The sequence below is a fragment of the Paenibacillus curdlanolyticus YK9 genome (genome assembly GCF_000179615.1).
GTDB lineage: Bacteria > Bacillota > Bacilli > Paenibacillales > Paenibacillaceae > Paenibacillus_T > Paenibacillus_T curdlanolyticus.
Genome location: NZ_AEDD01000013.1, coordinates 37048 through 59482 on the forward strand (window position 1 = coordinate 37048; position 22435 = coordinate 59482).

Genomic DNA, 22435 nt, shown 5'->3' on the forward strand with positions numbered 1-22435 from the left:
ATGGATAGGGATTCTACTGCTCCACAGCCTTTGCAGCAACTACCGCTTGCTTTTGGCGGCGAGCTACTGAAGCCAGCAGGGCAAAAGCGACCACAGCGGCGAAGAAGCAAGCGATAGCAGCTAGGAGAAACGTGTCGTACATGCCGTCCGTAAACAAGCTGGCTACGCGACTATCCTTAAATCCCGTCGCCATCGTGGCAGTTGAATGACGCAGCCGCTCCGACACGAAGGTTCCTGATAGCGCGACGCCGAGTACAGCGCTGACTTGGCGGGACGTATTCGATACGCCGGATGCCGTGCCTGCCCATTGCAGCGGGACAGACGACATGAGCGCAACCGTAGCCGAGGAACCAGCAAACGAGATGCCCACGCCAATGCCCGCCAGCGCCCCTACATATTGGACATAAGGCGTATCAGGCGCGATCATCATAAGCCAGAACAAGCAAGCCCCCATGATCACCAGCCCGGCAGGGATCATAACGATTGGTCTTACGCGACTCGCAAGCGAGCTGCCAATGACGGATGCGAGCATGATGCTGACATTCAAGGATAAGAACCGAACGCCAGCCTCCATCGGCGATAGCCCATTCACATTTTGAAAATAAAGCGTCATTAGAAAGACGACCGCGAAGAAGCCGAAGAAACCAAGGAAATTAACGAGACAAGCGACAGCGAAAGCAGGAATTCGGAACAATTGCAGCGGCAGCAGCGGCTCCTTAACCCGCGATTCCCATAGCAAGAAGAGGACAAGCAGCAGGCCGGACGTGAGGAAGCAGCCGACTATCGCGTAGGAGCCCCATCCGAAGGAATGGCCTTGAATAAGCGCATAGGCCAGCGTGCCGATCGTCGCAATAAACAGCAGCTGCCCGGGAGCATCCAGCTTTCGTTTCGCGTTTCGGACCGTTTCCCTGTTTGCCAGCAGCATGACGATGACGACGACAGCGCCGATCGGAACGTTGATCCAGAAAACGCTCTCCCACTCAAAGGCTTCCACCAGCCACCCTCCAGCCAATGGCCCGACAGCCAGCGCAAGCCCGCCAAGACCGGCCCAAATGCCAATCGCTCTGGCTCTGGCAGATGCATCCTCGTACATATGGCGAATGAATGCCAGCGAGGATGGAATGAGCAGCGCTCCGAACGTTCCTTGGAGAAATCTGCTGACAATTAACCACTCGATCGTCTCGGATAACCCGCAACAAATGGAGAAAACCGTAAAACCGATCATGCCGATCGTAAACACTCGCTTATGGCCGACGATGTCGCCGATCGTCCCAGCTGAAAGCAGCAGGCAGGCGAACGCAATCGCATACCCGTCTACGACCCATTGCAAGCCCTCCATGCCGATTCCGAACGACCGCTGCAGCTCCGGAAGCGCAACGTTGACGATCGTCGAATCCAAATACACAACAAACACGCCGAGGCATAATAGGGCAAAAAACCACCCGTTATTCCGTTTCCCTTTGGGAACTGATTCTATTGTATTCACTCCACTCCGCCCTCTCTGTTCGCTAACTGATCGGATATCCGTTCCGCATCCCAATTGTATAATTGACAATACATAACGTCTAATTTATTGTTTTCATATATATCATGAATAAGGTTTATGATTTAAACGTGCGAGAAGAGAGGGAAGCGGCATGGAGATCAACCAACTGGAATATTTTTTGACCGTGGCAAACCTGCAGCATGTCACCCGAGCGGCCGAATCGTTATCGATTACCCAACCGGCGTTAAGCCATTCGCTCGCGAAGCTGGAGGAGGAATTAGGGGTTCCGTTGTTCGAACGAACCGGACGAACGGTTCAGTTGAACCGTTACGGCCGCCTCTTCGCCTCACGGGTTACGGACGCGCTTCGGGAGATTCGCGTTGCCAAGGAAGAATTAGCGGAATTGACCGCACCCGAATCGGGTATCGTATCGCTCGCCTTCGGCACTATTCTGGGTACGCAATTTGTCCCTGAGCTCATCCAAAAGTTTCATGTCATCTATCCGAACATCCGCTTCGAATTGTATCAGGGTTCGTGCTCCCACACGCTGCAAGCATTAGAAAACGGTCAGTGCGATCTCTCGATCACATCGCCTCGCAGCGGGAAGCCCGGCATTGCATGGGAGACGCTAGTCACGGCAGACTTATACGTTGTCGTTCCCGCTTCGCATCGTTACGCCCAGCTGGAATCAATCACGCTGGAGCAATTGGCCGATGAGCCATTCATTGAAGTGAATAAAACGTGCGGGCTTCGAGCAACGATCGACTCTGTGTTCCAGCTGCACAGCTTCCAGCCGAAGGTCGCGTACACGACGGAGGATTTGCACACGGTTGCCGGGTTCGTCGCAGCTGGTCTAGGCGTATCCCTCCTGCCCCAATCCCGCGGGCTGCGGCTTGAAGGGACGCACTGGCTTAAAGTAAATAACCCTGGCTGCGTGTGCGAGGTCGGGATCGAATGGAAAGAGAAGCGCTACCTCTCCCCCTCTGCTCGGCTGTTCCGAGCGTTTGCGCAGGAGCACTATCGGCAGCGGGTTGAGATGTAGGAAAGGGGAGGAGAGCGGGTTGTCCATTCGCTTGTATAACAAACAAACGGCACAGGACTTTTTCCCATGCCGTTCCCGATTCCATTAATGACATTGCTCAATCGCGCAGTCTTTTCGCCTCATTAACCATTAATCTCCACTAGCAGCTCGGACAAAGCCTCTAGCGTCGAATCTGCTGTGGAGCAGGCAAGCACGCGGGTCGCTTCGACCGGCAGCAGCGGTTCGTCGTAAGGGTTGCGCATCACCAGTGTGACTAGCGGCTTAACAGCCGCGGCAGCCTGCGCCAGCTCGATCTGCCCTTCGTGCAGATGCGCATTCACCGTGCACAGCAGCACCGCGTCGCATGCCGCAGCCTGCGCCAGCGCTTCCGCAATCTCGGAGGCGCTCGGATTGATAGGCACCAGAATCCGCATAACGCTTAATCCGCGTGCCGATAGCCTCTCCGTCAAGCCAATCTCATTCTCTCCGGAAATATCAGCCTTCGTGAACGCCTCCTGTTTCGTCTGGATCAAGGCGTATGTCCGCGTCCGGTCTAGCGGCAATAGTCCCCTTGGATCGGCGGCTACCCGGATCGTGCTCCGGGCGAGCTCAAGCGCTCGCGCCGCCCATTGCTCGCGGGGTACCGGTCTAGCCTCCCGCCGATATACCTCCATTGTCTCGTGCATGCGGTCGATTCGCGCCACGGAAGCGTCTATTTGGGCCATCGGGATATCGCCCCGTTCTACGGCGGCGACGATCCCGGCGACGACTTCGTCTTGGAACTCCCGCGTATGGCACATGAGAATCATATCGTTGCCCGCCATTACGGCCAGCTCGCCGATCCTTCTCGGCTCGAAATTGTCCATAATCGCTCCCATCTCGACGTCGTCCGTGCAAATGACGCCTTCGTAACAGAGGCGATTACGCAGCAGCTCGGTCACGAAGAAGGGACTCAGCGAAGACGGCAAGCCATTCGATTCCGGAATACGCGGGAATAGGATATGCGCCATCATAATGGCGTCAGTCCCAGCATTGATTGCCCGGACGAACGGCACGATGGGACCTGCAAGCAGCTCCTCCAGCGTTAAATCGCAGGACGGCAGCACATAGTGCGAATCGCCTTCAACTTGGCCATGCCCTGGAAAGTGCTTCGCCGTTGCGGCGACGCCCACTTCGTGTAACCCCCGAATGAACGCTGCGCCGAAGCTCGCGACTTGCTCCGGCGACTCCCCGTACGCCCGAATGCCAACTACGGGATTCGCGATATTCGTGTTCACGTCCAATACCGGCGCCCAATTCATAGGAACCCCGAGCTCGATTAGCTGGCTGCCGATTAGCTTCCCCTGCAAGTATGCCGCTTCCGAATCGCCCGATAATCCCACTGCCCGGTTGCCAGGCAAGTACGGGTAAAACCTGCGAAAATTCGATAGGCTTCCGCCTTCCTCGTCGATCGAGATGTAGTACGGCTTCGGTAGCGCCAAATGCTCCGCTGCCGCGGCAACCCCTTTAATAAACTGTCGCGCCTGCGACTCCGATTCAATATTGTGGGGGAACATGCCAATCCCTCCGAAAGGCAGCCGCCGCAATCGTTCTCCGAATGACACTCCCGGCTCGTAGCCCGCGATGCCGACTACGCACATCCGCGCTGCCTTCTGTTCCAAACTTAGCTCTGTTGTCTGGGCGGATACCATGCGTAACCCTCACTTTCCTGCCGCTCACGCGGCCATTTTACTTGATCGCTCCCGCTATGATTCCCTCGGCGATACGCCGCTGGAAGAAAATATAGACGAAGACGACCGGTACCATCGAGATGAGAAGCCCAGCGAACAACGGTCCCCATTCGACGCGGTACTGCATTTCCGCCTGCATGATCGAGATGCCTACGGGAAGCGTGTATTTGCTCGGATCATTAACGAAAATCGTTCCCATCACGTACTCGTTCCAGTTATTGAGCGCATTCATGATCGCGATCGAAACGATACCCGAACGCGCCATAGGGATCATAATCTGGAACAACGTCCGAAAATACCCCGAACCGTCGACATAAGCCGCTTCCTCTAGTTCTTTGGGCAATGACCGGAAGAAACCGCCTAGCACGAACACCCCAAAAGGAAGCGACCAAGCTGTGTATACGATGATCAGGCCAGTCAGCTTGTTAATCAGCCCGAGATCGTCGAGAAGGAAGAATAACGGTACGAGACCGAGAATCATCGGAATCATCATCGCCGCCATATAGACGCCGTACATGAGCCTTCTGCCTCGAAACTCGAAACGCGAGAACACATAGGCCGTAGTCGCGGATAGCAGAATCGCGAGGACGGAGCTGACTGTCGTGACATAAACCGAATTAAGAAAATAATCGTTGAAATGATACGTCCGCCACACATAAGAGAAATGCTCCCAATGTAATGGCGATTTCGGGAGCGCCCACGGTCTTCCCGCGAGAAACTGGGAATTGTCCTTGAGCGTGCTAAGCAGCGTCCAAAGGAGTGGATAAAGAACGGCTAACGCCCATAGCACGAGGGCTAGTTGCGCAGCTGTTTTCGTGAATTTCGATGGTTGACTGAGCATTCGGCACCTCCTTAGGACAATTCGACCGGGTCGCGGCGGAGCAATAACTGCAGGACCAACGTCGTCAGCATCGACAGTGCAAGTATGACAACGCCCAACGCTGCAGCAGCACCCATATGAAATTGCTTAAAGCCCATTTGGTACAAATACGAGCCGAGCACCTGCGTCGCGTTGTCCGGTCCGCCTTCGGTCATGAGCAGCACCATGACGAATGAACCGTTCAGCGTCGTCATGACGATGTGCAGAATACTCACTTTCACTTGCTCCCAGATAAGCGGCAGCGTGATACGCCGAAACTGAGTAGCTTGCGAGGCTCCATCGATTTCCGCCGCTTCGTAGAGCGAAGCCGGAATCCCGAGAATCGCCGCGACAAGCAGCAGGAAATAGAAGCCAACGCCTGCCCAGATCGATGGCCACAAAATCGACCAAAGAGCCGTGCCCGTATCACCAAGCCATGGCGTCTTCACCGGCGTATCCGAAAACAACGAAAGGAACGCATTCAGAAACCCGATGGACGGGTTATACACGAATCTCCATAGTACGCCGATAACGACGATGGAGATAATGTTCGGGATGAAAAAGACGAGCCGGTAGAACGCGGCTCCGCGAATACGAAGCCGCGTCACCGATATCGCGAACAAAGTCGCGAGCAGGACAATGCCGATCACTTTGCCAACGACGAGAAAGTAATCGTTACCGATTGCTTTCCAGACGATCGGATCCTCGTATAATGCCTTGAAATTGTTCAATCCAATGAACGTCATATGCTCAGAGCTTCCGGACCAATCGAACAGCGAAATATACATGCCTCTTACGATCGGGTAGATGGTGAACAAGCAGAAGAACAAGAACGCAGGGACCAAACATACGAAAATAAACAGCTTACGTTGCGCGTTATGGGTCATCCATGTTCCTCCCGTGCCAGATGTCGATAATAACCGGGATAAGCCGGCCGGCCCGATGCTTGGCGTCCGCGGCCGACCGGCGATTCAAGGTGCGCCCGGCTTACTTTCTAACTTTGGCAGCCGCTTTCTCTACACGGTCCGCCCATTCTTCCGGCGTGATCTTCTTCATGGTCAGCGCGATCGTCGCGTCTCCCATGACCTTGAATACGTCGGCATTAAAAACGACGACTGGCGCGACGATCGTGTTGTCGCTGTTGTAGTACTTCATGGCGTTCTTCGCGGTATCGCCCGCGCTGGACGACTCGAGATCAACCTTGACGTTCATGAGCGCGCCGGTTTTCTCCGCCCAGCTTAGGGATGCTTGTTTCGTGAAAATAAATTGGATAAAGGCTTTGGCAGTTTCCGGGTTTTTCGCTTTCTTGGCGACTGCCATCGTGCTGGTGTATGGCAGCGCCACGAACTTGCCGCCTTTCGCTTGCGTGATCGAAGGGACGAAGCCGTATTTGAAGTCGGCCGGAGCGTCCTTCTTCATCTCGCTCTCGAGCCATAACCCGTTAGGGATGAAAGCCGCTTTATGCTGCAGGAACATCATTTGGGAATCCGTATGGTTGATCGCGACGGCACCTGGATCAATGTAGCCTTTATCCGTAATCTCCTTTAATTGATTAAGCGCTTTCATGACCGGTTCGCTTTTGAACACGCCCTCTTTCATATCGCCCATGTCCTTGAGGATTTGACCGTCGTCACCATTAGCGGAGATGATCGCCGGATACAAGAAGCCGCCGAGAATATAATCCGGATAGATGCCGGCGTGAACATATGGGCTTATGCCGGATGCTTTGATTTTATCGCTGAGGGCCAGGAAGCTTTCATAGTCTTGCGGAACTTCCCAGCCGTTCTTCTCGAACAGCGCTTGATCGTAGAACGTCCCGTACGAGCCAAACACGAGCGGAATATTGTAGATACTGCCGTTGTATTCGTCCGGCTTCGCAATCATCACATCGAGCAGCTTCTCGCCGTCAATGTTTTTGGCGTCGGCAATCCAATCAGTTAGATCGAGCAACTGGTCGTCTTCGACCATCTGGCGCGGGTTGCTCCCCGATCCATCGATGTATACGACGTCCGGCGGATTGCCCTGGATCCATCTCGGTTTCATTTGGTCGTTAATCTTCGGTCCGGCAGACTGCTTGATGTTGAGCTCTGGATTGAGCTTCTGAAACTGGTCGATGACGTCCTTCCACCACGCATCTCCATAGCCGCCGACGAAGTATTGGATTTCAAAGTCGCCTTTCAGGCCGGTCGGGATTGCTTCTGGGGAATTCGACGCCGAAGTCGATCCGTCAGGGGAGCCGCTTGCTGATTCGCTCGTGCCGGGCGACTTGTTGTTATCGTTGCCGTTGGTGCCACAGGCGGCGAGCAGGAATACGAGAGCCGTAACGAGCATAACGAGAATGCCTTTTTTCATCGTCAAACTTGACCTCTCCTTTGTGTTCCTTAATTATTTTGTCCACTGAACTAATTATATAGTAAACGGACTTATAAGTGCCTGTCAACGGGTTAAAACGAAAAAAATCCCAATCTCGCCAAGAGGCAGAATGGGACTGAATTGCTCCTATTATTTTAAAACCGATGCACTGAAAATTTTTTGCAGCATTAACGTCGCCGACCCATACAGGGCGCCCTTCTCCCCGAAAGTCGCCGGTTGAATCCGATCCCCCGAAAATGGGAACGGGAACGGAAACGCCTCAAGGGCCGCTCGCAGCTTGTCTGTCAACTTCTCGGATTTATTGAGCCAACCTTCGACGATGACGATCTCCGGGCTAATAAAATTAATCATGCTAGCAAGCATGAGACGAACGACATTCAGGATCTGATCGAACACCGGATCGAGCCACGCCTCTCCGTTCTCGTACCTGGCGATAATCTCTTCGATCGTCTGGGGAACGGACAGTTTCATCTCTTCGGCTAGCCTGCGGCACTTCATAAGCACATAAGGACTTGTTAGAACCGTCTCCACGCAGCCTTGCTGACCACATGTGCACAGCTCCCCGTTTAGGTCGACGGGAATATGGCCGATTTCGCCTGCGCCGCCCTTATAGCCCGAATGAATATCGGAACCTAGAATGATGCCGGAGCCGATACCTTCGTTAATCGTCAAATAGATGAGGCTGCTCTTGCTCTTGGCTGCACCGAAGTAATGCTCCGCGAACGCGGCCGCGTTCGAGTCGTTGACGATCTTGATCGGTATATTCGGGAAGAACGCGCCGATTTGCTTCCTAAGGTTGAAATTATTGAGCTTGAGCAAGCTCGAATACAGAACGGTCTCCTCTTGCTCGTCGATGATGCCCGGCGTCGAAATGCCGATGCCGAGGATCAGGTCCACGTTCAGGTTCTCGACTTGGTCCATGCAGGCTTTCAGCGCCGAGTTAATTCGCTCGGCTAACGAATCATTGCCTATGGCGATCTTCGTCTTATATTCGGTGACGCATTCGCCGTGCAGGTTCATGACCGCGCAGATAAGCGAGTTATTGCCAAGCGAAATGCCGATGACATATCCCCCATCTTTGTTGATCTGCAAGGAGATCGCCCGTCTTCCGGCGCCCGGCGTGATTTTCTCCCCGATCTCTTCGACGAAGTTTTTAGCGATCAGCTCTTCGATAAGCACAGAGACCGTCGTCGCGCTCAGCTTCGTCATCTTCGTCAATTCCGCGCGCGTAATTTTGCCTTCTCGATGAAGGAGATTCATAATCATGGCCGTATTGATTTCTTTCATTAGTTGTAGGTTACCCTTTACTTGCACGCCGTCAACCCTCCCGGCTTCTCTATCGAAAGTATATTACTCCATTCATTGGATTAATTATAGCATAGTTGATCCTTCGCGTGGAGTAAATCGAATTGCTTGTCTGAATGAAAGAAAATCACTAGCAGCTCTGATTAAGCATAACCATTGATCATCAAATCAAAGTATCGTTCCTTCTGGACATTAAAATGAATGGAGAAGTAGTTCGGCCCTCCGTCGAACATTACAACCAACTCGTTCTTCCAGTCACCAGCAGAGCCCCGTATCAGGTTGCAATAAACAACCTTTTTCCCCGACTCGATTATCCCGACATACTGCCGTTTGTATTCGTTGAAATGATCGAGCACATAGGTGATCCTTTTGGCTTCGTTATTTGAAGTTTCGTCCAGCTCCCCTGCATCCTTCAATTGGGAAACCAGATAGTCCCGAAAGCCGTTTTCAAACTGTTCTATATTCTCCTTGCTGGGCGTCCATTCGCTCATAGAGGTATCCGGCAAAATCACGCCTTCATATGCATCAGTCTTGATCAGAATTGGCGGTGTTGTGCTAGGTTTCTTGGTAACAGCATCTTCATTTATCTTGCTATCGACTTGCGTTGTGCTGGGTTGCTCGGTAATAACTTCTTCTGGATGTGCTGGTTGACTTGAACAACTCGCGGATACTACGGCTATTGCAACCATGCCTGCTATTAAAATGCTTCTGCCTATGAAAATGCCATCATCTCCAAATCAAATTAAAAATCTACTCCACATAACCAAACCCCAAAATCGTAAACCGCTTGTCCGCGTCACCGACCGCCATGCTAATTTCCACCGTATGCGCCTTCGACTGCTGCTCATGCAACAACAACACCGCATTGCAGTGCGTCCAATTGTTCACATGGGGATCGGCAAGCTTCATATACTGCCCATCCACTCGGATTTCTGCTCGACCGAATTCGCTGCTGCCCGAATCCTTAAATACCAGTATAAGGGACTTGCACACTATCGTCATCCTAAAGCTATCTATCCCGGATGCAGCTGTATGCATCCAATTGTTCGGAAATTGCGGCGTTCCATGCGGATCGCCATCCATCTCGACCATTTGCAGATCGGCATCCATTTCTTGAAAACTGCCTGCTTCTATGGCGGCTGCACCTTTACCGTTGCTTCGATCCAGCAAAAGCATGCCGACGAAGTCGTTGCCGATGACCGGCGGCTTGGCGATCATAATGTCCTCCTGATCAGGCGCAGCATGATCGGTCGCAATGAACAGATTGCGAAGGCAATCCGCCATAACCGCATGTCCCGCATTGGTCGGATGATAGATGTCGTAGAAATATTGCCTTTTGGAAATCACATTCCCTTCATCCTTCGTTAAGCGAAACTGTTCCACTACCGCATCCTTGACGCTGACCATCGGCAAATCATAATGTACGCCAACAGGAGACAGCCGGTCCTGAAGGTTCCAATCATTCACAAACACGCTAAATAGCAAAATGACGGCAGGCTCATTGCGTGCGGCCAGCGCCTTCAATACAAGGCTCTCGTAGCAGTTTCCTCTCGTTTCGTCGCCCTCGTCGTTCACGGCAAATTCCACGATCACGACATCCGGCTCTACTGTCCCATCACGCAGGACATCGCGGTCATATCGCACGATTCCGAGCTCCGACGGCGTGCCTCCCACACCCGCCTTGATGAGATGAATATAGTCACCGCCGTCTTGGCCGAACAACTGCTTGAACATGGTATACGACTGATGGGCGTAGCAGGCTGTATGGATGGGCTTCGCGCCCGCACCTTGCGTAATGGAGCCGCCGATATAGGCGATCGTGACATCCTCGCCCCTCTTCGCTTTGGCTATCGCCGCTTTCAGTCGTTTATTGTTCCCCATGCTAAGGAGAGATCGGGCGATCATCTCTCGATAGGCATCCGACTTGAAGTCCACTGGTGGCTCAATCACAGGCTCAGGCGCTTCATACCCTTCATGCAGATATAAAATAACGCTTGCCGTCGCTAATGCTCCCGCTTGCTCGAATTCGAATGCGAATTTGCCCGGCACATCGTCATCCTCGGACCATTCGTAATCCTCCAACGTCAGGATCATTTCCGATCCGTCGGTCGGGCATGCCATGCTCAGCCGAGTACCCGATTCGTATTTGCTCGTTTTTCCCCAATTTTCAAAAGTGAACAGGATGCTCGCACCCGCTTGCTCATGCATCTCTACGGCTATTCCGATGCTGTGCACCAGCTGCCGAAATCCGCTGCTTCTCCGCAGAAGCGCTAGCATTTCCTCGTCCGTGACGCCGCCTGTGAATTTGGCTTTATCGGCGAGCCGCTGCCCTTCTAGGTAAATCTCTTGCGAAAATCTGCCGTCAGGACGGGCAGTCGCTTCGATTATCGATTCGAACATGACAAAAAACCCGCTGCGTTGTTCAACGGGGTCATGCGGTGCAGATGGGCCTTGCTTGATGGGTTTATCAGTCATGAGGATCAGCCTCTTTCGCTCTGTTTTCGCGTAGATGCTCTGATTGTAGAAAACAACCCGCGAAATTGCGTTAGAGAAAGTATAGGGGTTATGGGAGATAGTAAAGTCCTACGGATGGCTAAAGCTAAAGCTTAACCCTACTCTTATAGTACCTCGTCGCCATCTCATACAGCACAGCATCTATCGCTTCCGCAAGGTCGATCTCCTCGCCGGACTCCACTTCATAGTTCTCGCAAAGGGCTCGCAACGGGTTATCCTCGGCAAGCGTGCTGGACTCCATCCATTCCATTTCACCCTCATAGGCGGCACAAAGCTCCTTATCCGTCAACTTCGCGAAAAAATCTAAATTCATTGCTTCCTTCCTCCTTTGCTATCCTTCAGCAGCTTACTTTATGATTATGCTAATAGGCAGTTATACATTTCATGCTATGAAGGAGGCGAATTGTATGCTCTATATCTTTAGCGGGTTGCCAGGCACCGGAAAGTCCACGTTATCAGCAGCATTGGCCCAAGAGCTCCGGGCCACCTATCTTCGGGTCGACGTCGTGGAGCAGGCTATGCGGACTGCTGACGTCTGGATGGATGGACCTGCGGGATATATGGTGTGTTACGAGATCGCGTCGCAAAATCTCCGATTAGGCCTCGACGTTATTGCGGACACGGTCAATCCTATTCATGAAACGCGCCAAGCATGGCGTGACGTGGCGGGGTCTCTTGCTGTTCCGTTTGTGGAGATCGAAGTAGTCTGCTCAGATGAGCATGAACATAGGCACCGAGTTGCTACTCGCGTAGTCGACATTCCTGGCTTCGCTCCGCCCACGTGGGAAGAGGTCATCACTCGAACATACCAAGCTTGGGATCGCGATCACATCGTGATCGACACGGCTCATCAGACGGTTGCCGAAAGCCTGTTGACGTTGCGTGAGCAAATCGACCGGACGCGCAAAACAGGCTAATGTCCTGTTCCTAGATCCATATTATCTGCTGCAAGATATTTATTCATATGATAAGGCGGCTTCGTGTACGTCTGTTTGTTGTCGCTCACTATGAAATAACAAAAAGGCAGAGTACTCACTCTGCCTAACTCATGATGGGATATGTAGTTTCAAGAAACAGCTAGTGCACAAACGTCATTTTCACCCGTTTCGACCTTACAAAATAATCGATCCATATGATTTTGACGATGATGCCGACAATCAGCCAGGAATCCGGCACTTGGGCTTCACTGCCTGAAAGCTTCATATACTCGTAAATTAAAACTACCAAATAAATTATTTCAAATGCGATGATCATTTTCGGAACATGGCGTTTTCTTGAATAAATCAGCTTCACTGAAATAATCGACAGGATCAGAACCACTAAGCCAAGAAGCTCGATGATCAACGCATCGTTAGTTGGCAGCCCCCAAGAGGCTGCGGCCTCCCCTAATCCACCATTCATGACACTGACCACGCTTTTGATGGATTGAATAATGCTAAACACAACAAAAATAATATACAGGAATAGCCAGCCTGCGATTCTGTTAACATTCAATTGATGTACACTCCATCTTTTCAATTTTATTGCTCCAACAGTATATTCAAAAACGATTGTGCAGTCAATTCATCTAATCGAAGGCTCAAACTTCATATACCCCTAACCCCCCTGCTTGTGGCAATGAGTGTTAGGGGTGAATCGCCCGCTCCAAATTTTCTCACCTATGAATACCGTATCCCCTAGCGATCGCAGCTATTTTCTTTCGTTAGTCATTGGAAGAAGCCCCACGCATAGAGATAAGCAACATCGATCACCGAAGCGGCCGTGAACAAATATTGCAGCCAGGTCACCTTCCGTTTGTAAACCAACATGATGCCGATTCCGGCCACTTGAGCGAATACAATTAAAAATGGCAGATGCATGGCCCAGTCCGCCCACCATGGGATGGCATTGATGAACAATTCTACCGTAGACGCAATAAAAATGAAGTACCCGATAAATGAAAGCGATGCGAGCGCGTCAAGCCAATGGAATTCATTCGGTTTATGCCGAATCCTTCGGATCACCCAACCCATCACTGCTGTTAATAGCCTTGCAGGATAAATGAACGTCAGCGCTAAGAAAAGAACAAGATGCAAGATAGGGCTGTAAAAGGGCGAGTTTTGGCGTTCATACATCATCGTAGGGATGGCGCTGTGTGCAAAAGTATGATGAACGGAATCGATAAATAGCCGTTGATCCGTATCCTCCTCTTTATAAAAGTAATTAGGAGCTATCGCCTTATACCGCTCGTTATCCAGCATAAGGACCCCGTCCGCTATGGCCTTCAAACGAACGGTTGACAGGTTTTGGGCGAAGTTAAGCGGCCCCTTCATATGTGCGCGATTCGGGATATAATAGCCCTGCCATTTTGTAAGCTCCTCCAGAGAGGGAATGGTCCCCGTGGATGCTGTTTCTGGCTGTTTGGGATAAAATCGAATCAAATATTCGTTAATCAATTGCTCGGTCGCATCCGTCCCCCCGCCAGCGTTCGTTGCGATGAAAATCCCTGTTTTTTCCGAAGGAATGAGATACATATAAGCAGCAAAATCATCAATGCCGCCATCGTGCTCGATCAGCCTCAACCCATTCTGATAACGCTCAAAAAAACCATAGGTCATTCCCGGCATCCGCTTGTCGATCGTAAATTGCGTCGCGTGCATCCATTCCGCTGTCTTCTCTGATAAAATGCGGCCGCCTTCGAAAAGGCCCTGTTGAAGATGGGCGATCATATAATGCGACATATCCGCTGCCGTTGCATTCATTGCGCCAGCGGGCAAATGATGAATGTAGGAATATGGCGTAGCCGTATATTTTCCTTTTGCATAGGAATAGTTCTTGGCTAGGAAGGGATCTGTCTCTACCAAACGAAAGCTTGCATGCGTCATCTTGAGCGGCTTAAAAATGTTGTCTCTTACATAATCCTCATAAGGGCGATCCGAAACCCGCTCCACCAGATAACCCGCCAATGACATCCCTTGATTGCTGTATGCAATTTGCTCGCCCGGTTGTCGACAGAGAGCAGGCAAATGGCTGCTTATCGCTTCTGCGAGGGACACTTGTTTGCTTTTATCTCGCCCAACCCCATAGACCGATTCACAAAACCCGGCCGTGTGGGTCAGTAAATCATGCGCCGTTATCGGCTGATCGTTCCGACCGCCCAAGTCAAGCTCTGGGATATATCGTTTGATATCCGCGTGCAAATCAAGCTTGCCTGCTTCTTGAAGCTGCATGACAGCCGTAGCTGTTATCGACTTCGAAATCGAGCCAAGCCGAAAAATGGTACGATCAGGATCAGCAGCGATTTTCCGTTCAAGATCCGCATATCCATATCCGCTTAACACCTCAGTCCTCCCGTCACGTACAATCGCAACGACCGCCCCCGGAATATGATCCTCTTTCATTTTGCGCGACATAAATTCATCGATAAATATCTTTGCCTCATCGGCATTCGGCGCACTTGCGTGCACCAACTCTGGCATTAACATACACGCCAACAATGCCAAGACAATCATGCGAACCCACTTGGACATGACGTATTCCCTCCACTCCTATTCATTAATTGCAGTTTACCAGCCCCTCCTTTCTCTTCGCTGTCTGCAATCTTACTTTTACCTTAAATGGAAGGAATCAAATGAAATCGAGCGAAATGTAATGCTAAGATCTAGCAGAAAGGACTACACAGCATGGATATGACCATTCTGATCACAGATGACGAAATTGAAATCGCGGAGCTGCTTCAGCTTTTTTTGGAGAAAGAAGGCTATCAGGTTGTGGTGGCTTATAACGGTACCGAAGCTTGGGAACTGCTCCAGCATCGTACAATCGATCTTGCCATTCTCGATATCAACATGCCGCTGATGGACGGCTTTGCATTGCTCAAGCACATTCGAACGATTCACACCTTTCCCGTGATTGTCATTTCCGCACGCAACAGCGACTATGACAAAATACTAGGTTTGGGGCTGGGAGCCGATGATTTCATTGCAAAACCATTTAACCCTCTCGAGGTTGTAGCACGTGTACAGGCACAGCTGCGGCGCGCGAACGAATTTAATAAACCAAGCGTTCCGGAGCAACCCGCGGATACGACAACGTTGGGCCGCTTAGTGCTGGATCATTCATCATGCACCTTACTTCGAGGGGATGAGCCTATTCCTCTTACTGCTTTGGAATACCGATTGCTAAAAACATTCATGCTGTCTCCCGGCAAAATTTTCACGAAGCGGCACTTGTTTGAGCTGGTTTGGTCCGATCTGTACCTAGGAGACGACAATGCGATTATGGTGCAAATCTCGCGTCTGCGGGAGAAGATCGAGGAGCAGCCTAAGCAGCCGAGATATATTCAGACGGTCAGGGGACTCGGTTACAAATTTCAAGAAAAGGAGCATTAGCTTGAAGCGCGAACGACGGCTATTTACCACCTTGACCAAATCCTACGTCCTATTCGGCATCACGATTATGATCTTATATTCGACGCTGGGCTTTCTAATCCGCGAGGGCTTGGATTTAGGCAGGAGCCATGAGATTACGGCCGGAACGCTGGTTCGCCCCGATTATGAGCATATTCCTTACGACAAAGTGGAAGGTGCCGGAGGCGCTATTCAAGTATTGGATGAACGTAAACACGTGGTTTATGCGAGAGGTGAATTTGACGGGACGATTACGGATCGTTATTCCTCAGAGGAGCTGCTTCATTTGCTCGAGGATGGGACCCCTCGCTCCTATAAAACAACATTGGCAGCCTTTCCAAGCGAGTCCGGCCAGACCTATTATCTTCTTGCGATGATGCCTAAGAGTGGCAGCTATGTCCATCTCTATATCAATTTTTCCCTGCTGCTATCGTTTCTAGTAACCGTATATATGTTCAGCAGGTGGACTGCCAATCGGATTACAGGGCCCCTTGAGAAAATTGTGCATGGCATTCGGAGAATGCGAGACGGCAAATATCAAGAGCGCCTCTCTTACGAATCCAATTATGAATTCGCACAGATCCAAGAGCATTTCAACCGAATGGCTGCAGCCTTAGAACATGCCGAGCGAGACAAGAAAGAGCTGGAATCTATTAAACAAAGAATGATGCTGGACTTGTCGCATGACCTGAAAACGCCGATCACCACCATCCAAGGATACGCCAAGGCGCTGCAGCTGGGGATGGCGAACAATCAGGAGCAGCAACAGCAATATTTGGACATTATTTATCGTAAATCCCAAACGGTTACCTTGCTCATTGAAGATATGTTTCAGCTAGCTGTACTGGAGAGCCCCGATTATCCCTTCGCATCAGTATTGTGCGATCTCGCTGAGCTGCTGCGAAATCTGACGATTGAATTTTATGATATTTTCGAGAATAAGGGCTTTCTAATCGAAATCCACATCCCCGATACACAGCTGCTAGTTCCCATGAACGACAAGCTGCTGTATCGTGCGCTTTCCAATCTGCTTGCCAACACCTTGCAGCATAATCCCGAAGGGACGCAAGTTTCGATTCGATTGGAAGAAACAACGTATGCTGCGCGCATCCTGATCTGCGATAATGGCGTTGGCATCCCCGCAGAGCTGAAGGAGACATTGTTTCAACCCTTTGCGAGAGGAACCACGGTTCGAAGGTCCGGCGGCACAGGGCTTGGCTTAGCCATCGCTCACCGGACGGCGGAACTGCATAAGGGTACCTTGCGGTTATTGGACGATGCAGCACAAACCGTTTTTGAAATGAACTTGCCAAAGCGCGTGAATGACTAATTGACATTGATGAATAAAAAAACCCAAGCAGTTAAGCTGCTTGGGTTTTTCAAGTCATTCAAGTATGCCTCTCATCGCCTACTATCTGCCAATTCGTGCAAACGGAACCGTCAAAAGATCAATATCTGCCCATTCCAGCGGCGAATTGGATTCCGATACGCCTGGCGTATTCGAGGTTGCTGGATCGTTAGGCAGCGTATCCATCGGCGAGAATTCGCCCTGATGCAGCATAACCCCGATGCCATTCGCCTCAATGTTCGGATTGCCGATCGCGCTCAACGGAATTTTCGCCTCATAGAACGTATCGCGATTCACATTATGGCCTAATGCAATAAAATCAACCAATGCGCTCGGCTTTGCCACATCATCAGCATCCTTCACGCCCCATAGCGTGCTGGACCCGTTCCCTGCCGCGAACTTCACTTCGATTCCGGCTTGCGTACCTGTCTTGTAGTTAATGCCGCCGTCATCAACAGGGAACACGCCGTTAATCGCTTTGGAGAGATATCCGCTATGATACATTTTCGAAGCGATGTTAAACTGGTAATCCGGCAGGTTTGTGCCTCCCCAAATCGGCTTACCGCCGTTCTTCTTCCACATATCAATGGATGCGCCCGCGCCTGCGATCGTATCGATCGCGATCGTTTGCGGCAAATCCATGGAGCGGATTGGCGTTCCGCCCGATGAACCCGCATTCGCTGGGTCAATAATATCGGTAACATCCACATACTGCCATGCCAAATAGAGATTCTGGTCATCCCATGCAGCCCATAGATGCGTCATATCCATCGGTGTCTCATGCATCGTCCAGTTGCTGCCGAGGGAACGCGGGTCGTCGCCAGCCATGTCTATCGCGATGAGCATATCGTTGGTCCATTGCCCGCCGTTCACGCCGTCAATAACCATCGGCGTAGATACGCGTTTGCCAAAGGTAGGGTTCGTCGAGTATGGCAGCGTGCCGCCAGACTGAACGACCGGCTGCTTCGGCGTTACGACCGTGATGGCGTCGCTTGCTTCTGAGACATTACCAGCCAAATCATAAGCTTTGACCGTATAGCTGTAAGTCGTTTCCGGCGTAAGCCCGGTGTCTGTGAATGACACTGTAGCGGACGTCCCCTTCTTCACACCGTTTCTGTAAATCTCGTACCCGGTTACGCCGACAGCATCCGTGGAAGCCGTCCAGTTCAAGGCCACCGAAGTTGGAGAAGGCGTGCCCGCTACGCCTGTAGGTTTCGTAGGCGCGATCGTATCCACGCCGTTATCCGCAGCAATGATGGCCGTTGCCGCTGCGCTGTACGCCGAGAGGTTGCCAGCAGCATCGAAAGCGCGAACCTGATACTGGTACGTTTTCCCCGCAACAACTGTACTGTCCGTATACGTCAGTACGTTCCCGACGGTGAATTTAACGGGAGCATCCGTACCCGAAGTGCGGAGGATTTCATATCCTACCACTGCTAGGTTGTCGCTAGCTGCGCTCCAAGTCAGCGTTACGGACTTAGGCGTGCCCGTATTCACGACAACATTTACGCTTCCCGGCACGGTAGGCGCTGAAGTATCTCCAGGCGCGACCCCGAGATCCACTTTCCCAGGCGTATTGTTCGCGCCCGGCGTGTAGGTGTTGTTGCCTACATTGAAGAAGTAGTTTTTCGTTGCATTGTTGTCCCAAGTACCGCTGCCGTTATTGAAGCAAGCTTCCAGCCTTGTCGCGGTTCCGATATCGATCGTAATCTTGCTGTAGCCCGGGTTTGCCGGGTCATTCTCCATCTTCACGCCCGGGACCGCTGTCCACGTGCCCCCTTCAGGACGATAGTGGATGTTTACCGGATTAAATCCTTGCTTATAGTACACCGTCACTTTATTGCCTACAGGCGGAAGGCCAGGCTTACCTGCCGTCACCGTGCCTGCAGCACCGTTCGCACCCGGAACGAACGTGTTGTCTCCTACAGTAAAGAAATAGTTTTTCGATGAATTGCTGTCCCAGCTGCCGCTGCCGTTATTAAAGCAAGCTTCCAGCCTTGTCGCGGTTCCGATATCGATCGTAATTTTACTATAGCCGGGGTTGGCCGGATCGCTCTCCATCTTCACGCCTGGCGATGTCGTCCAAGCGCCACCTTCAGGACGATAGTGAATATACCCTGGATTGAACCCTTGCTTATAATAAACCGTTACTTTATTACCTTCAGGCGGAAGGCCAGGTTTGCCTGGCGTTACCGTACCAGCGGCGCCATTCGCGCCAGGCGTGTACGTGTTGTCCCCTTGATTGAAGAAATAGTTTTTCGTCGCATTGCTGTCCCAGCTTCCGCTGCCGTTATTGAACGCCGCTTCCACTCGGAGCGAAGTGTTAATGACGAATTTGGCATATCCCGCAATTTCGGAATCGGCCATTTTGACGCCAGGCGATGTCGTCCACGTGCCGCCCTCCACGCGATAATGGATATAAGGCGTTGCAAAGCCTTTTTTGTAATAAATCGTTACGGCGCTATCCGTCGTTCCACCCTGCATTGTTGTTACACTCAGCTCGTTGCTAGCATCAGAGGATGCCCCCGACGAGCTCTTCGCGATTACTTTATACAGGTATTGCGTTGCCTGCGTTAAACCAGTATCCGTATAGGTCGTGCCACTGGACGTTCCTACCTTCACTTGATTCCGATAGATGTCATAACCCGTGATTGGAACGCTATCCGTAGATGCTGTCCATGACAAGGCTACTGTCGTAGCGGTCTTGGTAGAAGCAGCCAAGTTAGCAGGAGTTGTCGGCTTCGTTATCTGTCCGCGCGGATCCGTATCACTCCATGTGCTGCCATCGAACCAGCCGGTTGCTGTCCGCGTGAAGCCCGCCAGGTTTTTAGTTGGAAGCTGTTTGTTCGAGCTGTCCTTGAAAATAAGTGTAGCTTTCTCTGCGGTGTCGAACGTGTAAACATACCAGTCGCCGCCAGCGCTCTCCATCGCAGGGGAGGAAGCCCACAGCGGCTCGGTTTGTTTCGGCAAGGTATCGTAGAAGTACAGTTGCGGCGCGCTCCAGTCAGCCGGTTTCTTGAAATAAACCTGCAGCTTGGCGTTCGGATCGGCTTTCGTGAACGTGTAAGACGTTTTGTTCGTGCCCTTGTCATTCTCAGCATACAAGCGCAGCGTGACCGTATCGTTAAACGCCATATTGGCGCCGATAACGATGGAAGCGCCATTAACAAATGACGTTCCCGCGGCAGGGTCGCTGCCGTCGAGCGTATATTTGCCGCTCGCAGCGCCTGTCACCTGCAGCGTAATCGACTGCGTTTCCGTCTTGAACTTGCCGCCGGCTGGCGTTGCGCTAATTTGCGGCAAGCCGACGATCATGCCCTTCACGCTTTCAATCAGGATGAGTCCGTTCGTGCCTGCCGTGAATCTTGCTTTGCCGCCGGCTACGACGGTTTCCGCACCGGTATACGCATCACGAACCGCTTCACCGTCTTCGAAAATCCCCGCTACCGTTACATCGACGGTGCCAGATGCTCCTGCAGCGACGACTACTTTATCCAGCAGCCCATCCTTCTCGTACGTACGAGCGAAGGTGTATGGGCCATCCGCCAGCTTCTTATGCGCTCCTGCACCTACAGCAATATGATTGCTTCTGAATTTACCTAATTTCTGCCAATGGGACAAGACGTTTTGATTGATGCTGTTCCAATTCATGTCGGAACGCGTTCCCTGCTGCGGATCGGAACCGCCGTTACCGAGCGCTCTTGCCGTTTCATCCCCATAGAACGTCTGCACGCCGCCAGGCAGCAGCAGCATGGCCGTCCCTGCTTGGATCAGATTGCCGCGATCATACAGCGACGTATCATGCGAGGACAGGTAACTTAGCATGTTGTAGTTCGGCGCACTGCCGTTCAATTCCGTTGCATATCTGGAGAACAGCCCCTCCAAATCCGTCATCGATGATGTTTGGAAGGAGAAGTTGATGACCGAATCAAATCCGTTGTCAAAATAGCTGCTTCTGCCGAGGCCGTGCCCGAATACTTCAGCCGTCATCCAGAAGTTGTCTTTCCACTGCGCACCCGGCTTGGTCGGGTTATTCTGTCTCCACTTCTGGAGCGCCGCGCTCGCCTCTACCTTCAGCTGTGCCCAACGGTTCGTTTCGATATGCTTAGCGGTATCCGCGCGGAAGCCGTCAATACCGAATTCCTCGACCCAAGAGGATAACCATTTCACCATGTAATCTTTAGGCGCGATGTTCAAATCTTTGCGGTACTGTTTCGCCGCCGGAACGATCCAATTGTCAAAGCCCGTGCTCTCCGCTGCCCATTTGTTTTTCAACAATGGCGGCAGCGCCACGCCGCTCGTCGACTCCGTCTTGATGTCCGGCAGGAAGCCTACGCACATCGTCAGATCACCGCCGCCGCAGCTGTCATAGCCGGCGATGTTCGATGCGCGAATCCAGTCCTTGCCCCACCAGGAAGCCCAAGCTGTGGCATTTTGCGTATTCATGATTTCGTTGTGGGTATGAAAGTTCTGTCCCTTGCTCTTATCCGGTGTCCATGTTCCCGTTAATCCGCCCATGTCGCCGTAATGGAAGTCGGACATATCCTTCAATGTTGGATAGGCTGTGTGATTCATGATCACGTCAAGAATAACGCGTATCCCTTTGGAATGGGCGAGATCGACGAACTCCCGCATTTCATCGATGGTCCCCATATTTTTATCCATTGCCGTAAAATCAAGCCCGTAGTAGCCATGGTAGCCGTAATGGGCGAAATCGCCGTCCTTACCGCCGACCCAGCCATGCATCTGCTCCCAAGGCGCTGAAATCCAGATCGCATTCGTGCCAAGCTCGGTAAAGTAACCTTCCTGCAGCTTCTTGGTCAAGCCTTTAATATCGCCGCCATGGAAGGTACCGATGTCAGTCCCCCATGCATCCTTGTTCGATCTGCCGTACGAATTGTCATTGCTCGTATTTCCATTGTTAAAGCGGTCCGTAAGCACGAAATACACATTGGCATTATCCCAACTGAACGGCTTATCCACCAATTCAGCTGCCTCAGCCCGCTGGGCTGGAATGAACGACATTGTGCCAATCGCGGAGAAGAATACGATTAAACTAAGCAAAGCATAAACTGAGCGTCTGAACTTATTAACCATTTTGAATGAATTCCTCCTACTTCTTCATCGTATTGCTTTGGACCCCATTGCATCCGAAGCGAAAGCTTGCAAACGTGTAAAACGCGCCTCCTTCCGATTTTCGATAACGCTTTCATCACAAACATCAGTTATCTTATCAGCCCAACTTAAAGCGCTGTTAAACTTTGCAAATTTAATTTTCAGGTCAATATTTTCCACATTTTCGTTCAATATTGTCCCATGTTATTCCAATCGGTTGAACTCTATAATAAAAGTTGGACTGTTAGGAAAGCGGTTTCCTACTTGGCTGGATTGCAGGCTTGCAATTAGGGGTG

16 protein-coding genes are annotated in these 22435 nt (G+C 51.5%); 4 read left to right on the forward strand and 12 right to left on the reverse strand.

The window, feature by feature from the left end; translation table 11 throughout:
- Positions 1-13: 13 nt before the first annotated feature.
- A complete protein-coding gene (locus tag PAECUDRAFT_RS21335; protein ID WP_006040233.1) occupies positions 14-1486 on the reverse strand; it encodes an MFS transporter in 1473 nt (490 codons plus the stop codon).
- A 151-nt stretch (positions 1487-1637) separates the two neighbouring features.
- On the opposite strand from PAECUDRAFT_RS21335, the gene PAECUDRAFT_RS21340 reads away from it, so the two are divergent.
- Entirely contained in the window at positions 1638-2528 is an 891-nt protein-coding gene (locus PAECUDRAFT_RS21340) for a LysR family transcriptional regulator (protein WP_006040234.1), read from the forward strand.
- Positions 2529-2650: 122 nt separating this feature from the next.
- Here the strand turns inward: PAECUDRAFT_RS21340 and PAECUDRAFT_RS21345 are convergent, their stop codons facing one another.
- The 8 genes from PAECUDRAFT_RS21345 to PAECUDRAFT_RS21380 all read right to left on the reverse strand — a co-directional run bounded on the left by PAECUDRAFT_RS21345 (position 2651) and on the right by PAECUDRAFT_RS21380 (position 11601).
- Positions 2651-4198 (reverse strand): glycoside hydrolase family 3 protein, encoded by a 1548-nt coding sequence (locus tag PAECUDRAFT_RS21345; RefSeq protein ID WP_006040235.1) that lies wholly within the window; start codon positions 4196-4198, stop codon positions 2651-2653.
- 37 nt (positions 4199-4235) lie between these two features.
- On the reverse strand, positions 4236-5078 hold the full coding sequence (locus tag PAECUDRAFT_RS21350; protein ID WP_006040236.1) for a carbohydrate ABC transporter permease: 843 nt from the start codon (positions 5076-5078) through the stop codon (positions 4236-4238).
- Positions 5079-5089: 11 nt separating this feature from the next.
- Entirely contained in the window at positions 5090-5983 is an 894-nt protein-coding gene (locus PAECUDRAFT_RS21355; protein WP_006040237.1) for a carbohydrate ABC transporter permease, read from the reverse strand.
- A 100-nt stretch (positions 5984-6083) separates the two neighbouring features.
- Entirely contained in the window at positions 6084-7448 is a 1365-nt protein-coding gene (locus tag PAECUDRAFT_RS21360; protein ID WP_040713861.1) for an ABC transporter substrate-binding protein, read from the reverse strand.
- A gap of 150 nt (positions 7449-7598) precedes the next feature.
- On the reverse strand, positions 7599-8783 hold the full coding sequence (locus PAECUDRAFT_RS21365) for an ROK family transcriptional regulator (protein ID WP_006040239.1): 1185 nt from the start codon (positions 8781-8783) through the stop codon (positions 7599-7601).
- 134 nt (positions 8784-8917) lie between these two features.
- Positions 8918-9463: a hypothetical protein gene (locus tag PAECUDRAFT_RS24980; protein ID WP_050794409.1), complete on the reverse strand. Its 546-nt coding sequence runs from the start codon at positions 9461-9463 to the stop codon at positions 8918-8920.
- 61 nt (positions 9464-9524) lie between these two features.
- Positions 9525-11249: an SGNH/GDSL hydrolase family protein gene (locus PAECUDRAFT_RS21375; RefSeq protein WP_006040241.1), complete on the reverse strand. Its 1725-nt coding sequence runs from the start codon at positions 11247-11249 to the stop codon at positions 9525-9527.
- Positions 11250-11373: 124 nt separating this feature from the next.
- Positions 11374-11601 carry a hypothetical protein gene (locus PAECUDRAFT_RS21380; RefSeq protein ID WP_006040242.1) on the reverse strand — a complete coding sequence of 76 codons (228 nt, stop codon included), beginning with the start codon at positions 11599-11601 and terminating at the stop codon, positions 11374-11376.
- 94 nt (positions 11602-11695) lie between these two features.
- On the opposite strand from PAECUDRAFT_RS21380, the gene PAECUDRAFT_RS21385 reads away from it, so the two are divergent.
- Positions 11696-12205 carry an AAA family ATPase gene (locus tag PAECUDRAFT_RS21385; RefSeq protein WP_006040243.1) on the forward strand — a complete coding sequence of 170 codons (510 nt, stop codon included), beginning with the start codon at positions 11696-11698 and terminating at the stop codon, positions 12203-12205.
- 160 nt (positions 12206-12365) lie between these two features.
- Here PAECUDRAFT_RS21385 and PAECUDRAFT_RS21390 read toward each other — a convergent pair whose 3' ends face one another.
- Positions 12366-12806, reverse strand: a complete 441-nt coding sequence (locus PAECUDRAFT_RS21390) for a DUF2569 family protein (RefSeq protein WP_158306262.1) — start codon at positions 12804-12806, stop codon at positions 12366-12368.
- 188 nt (positions 12807-12994) lie between these two features.
- A complete protein-coding gene (locus PAECUDRAFT_RS24985; protein WP_006040245.1) occupies positions 12995-14797 on the reverse strand; it encodes a serine hydrolase domain-containing protein in 1803 nt (600 codons plus the stop codon).
- A 153-nt stretch (positions 14798-14950) separates the two neighbouring features.
- On the opposite strand from PAECUDRAFT_RS24985, the gene PAECUDRAFT_RS21400 reads away from it, so the two are divergent.
- Both PAECUDRAFT_RS21400 and PAECUDRAFT_RS21405 read left to right on the forward strand, forming a co-directional pair.
- Positions 14951-15658: a response regulator transcription factor gene (locus tag PAECUDRAFT_RS21400; RefSeq protein ID WP_006040246.1), complete on the forward strand. Its 708-nt coding sequence runs from the start codon at positions 14951-14953 to the stop codon at positions 15656-15658.
- A gap of 1 nt (position 15659) precedes the next feature.
- Positions 15660-17006 carry a HAMP domain-containing sensor histidine kinase gene (locus PAECUDRAFT_RS21405; protein ID WP_006040247.1) on the forward strand — a complete coding sequence of 449 codons (1347 nt, stop codon included), beginning with the start codon at positions 15660-15662 and terminating at the stop codon, positions 17004-17006.
- A gap of 81 nt (positions 17007-17087) precedes the next feature.
- Here PAECUDRAFT_RS21405 and PAECUDRAFT_RS26490 read toward each other — a convergent pair whose 3' ends face one another.
- Positions 17088-22121 carry a carbohydrate binding domain-containing protein gene (locus tag PAECUDRAFT_RS26490; protein ID WP_006040248.1) on the reverse strand — a complete coding sequence of 1678 codons (5034 nt, stop codon included), beginning with the start codon at positions 22119-22121 and terminating at the stop codon, positions 17088-17090.
- Between the last annotated feature and the right edge of the window lie 314 nt (positions 22122-22435).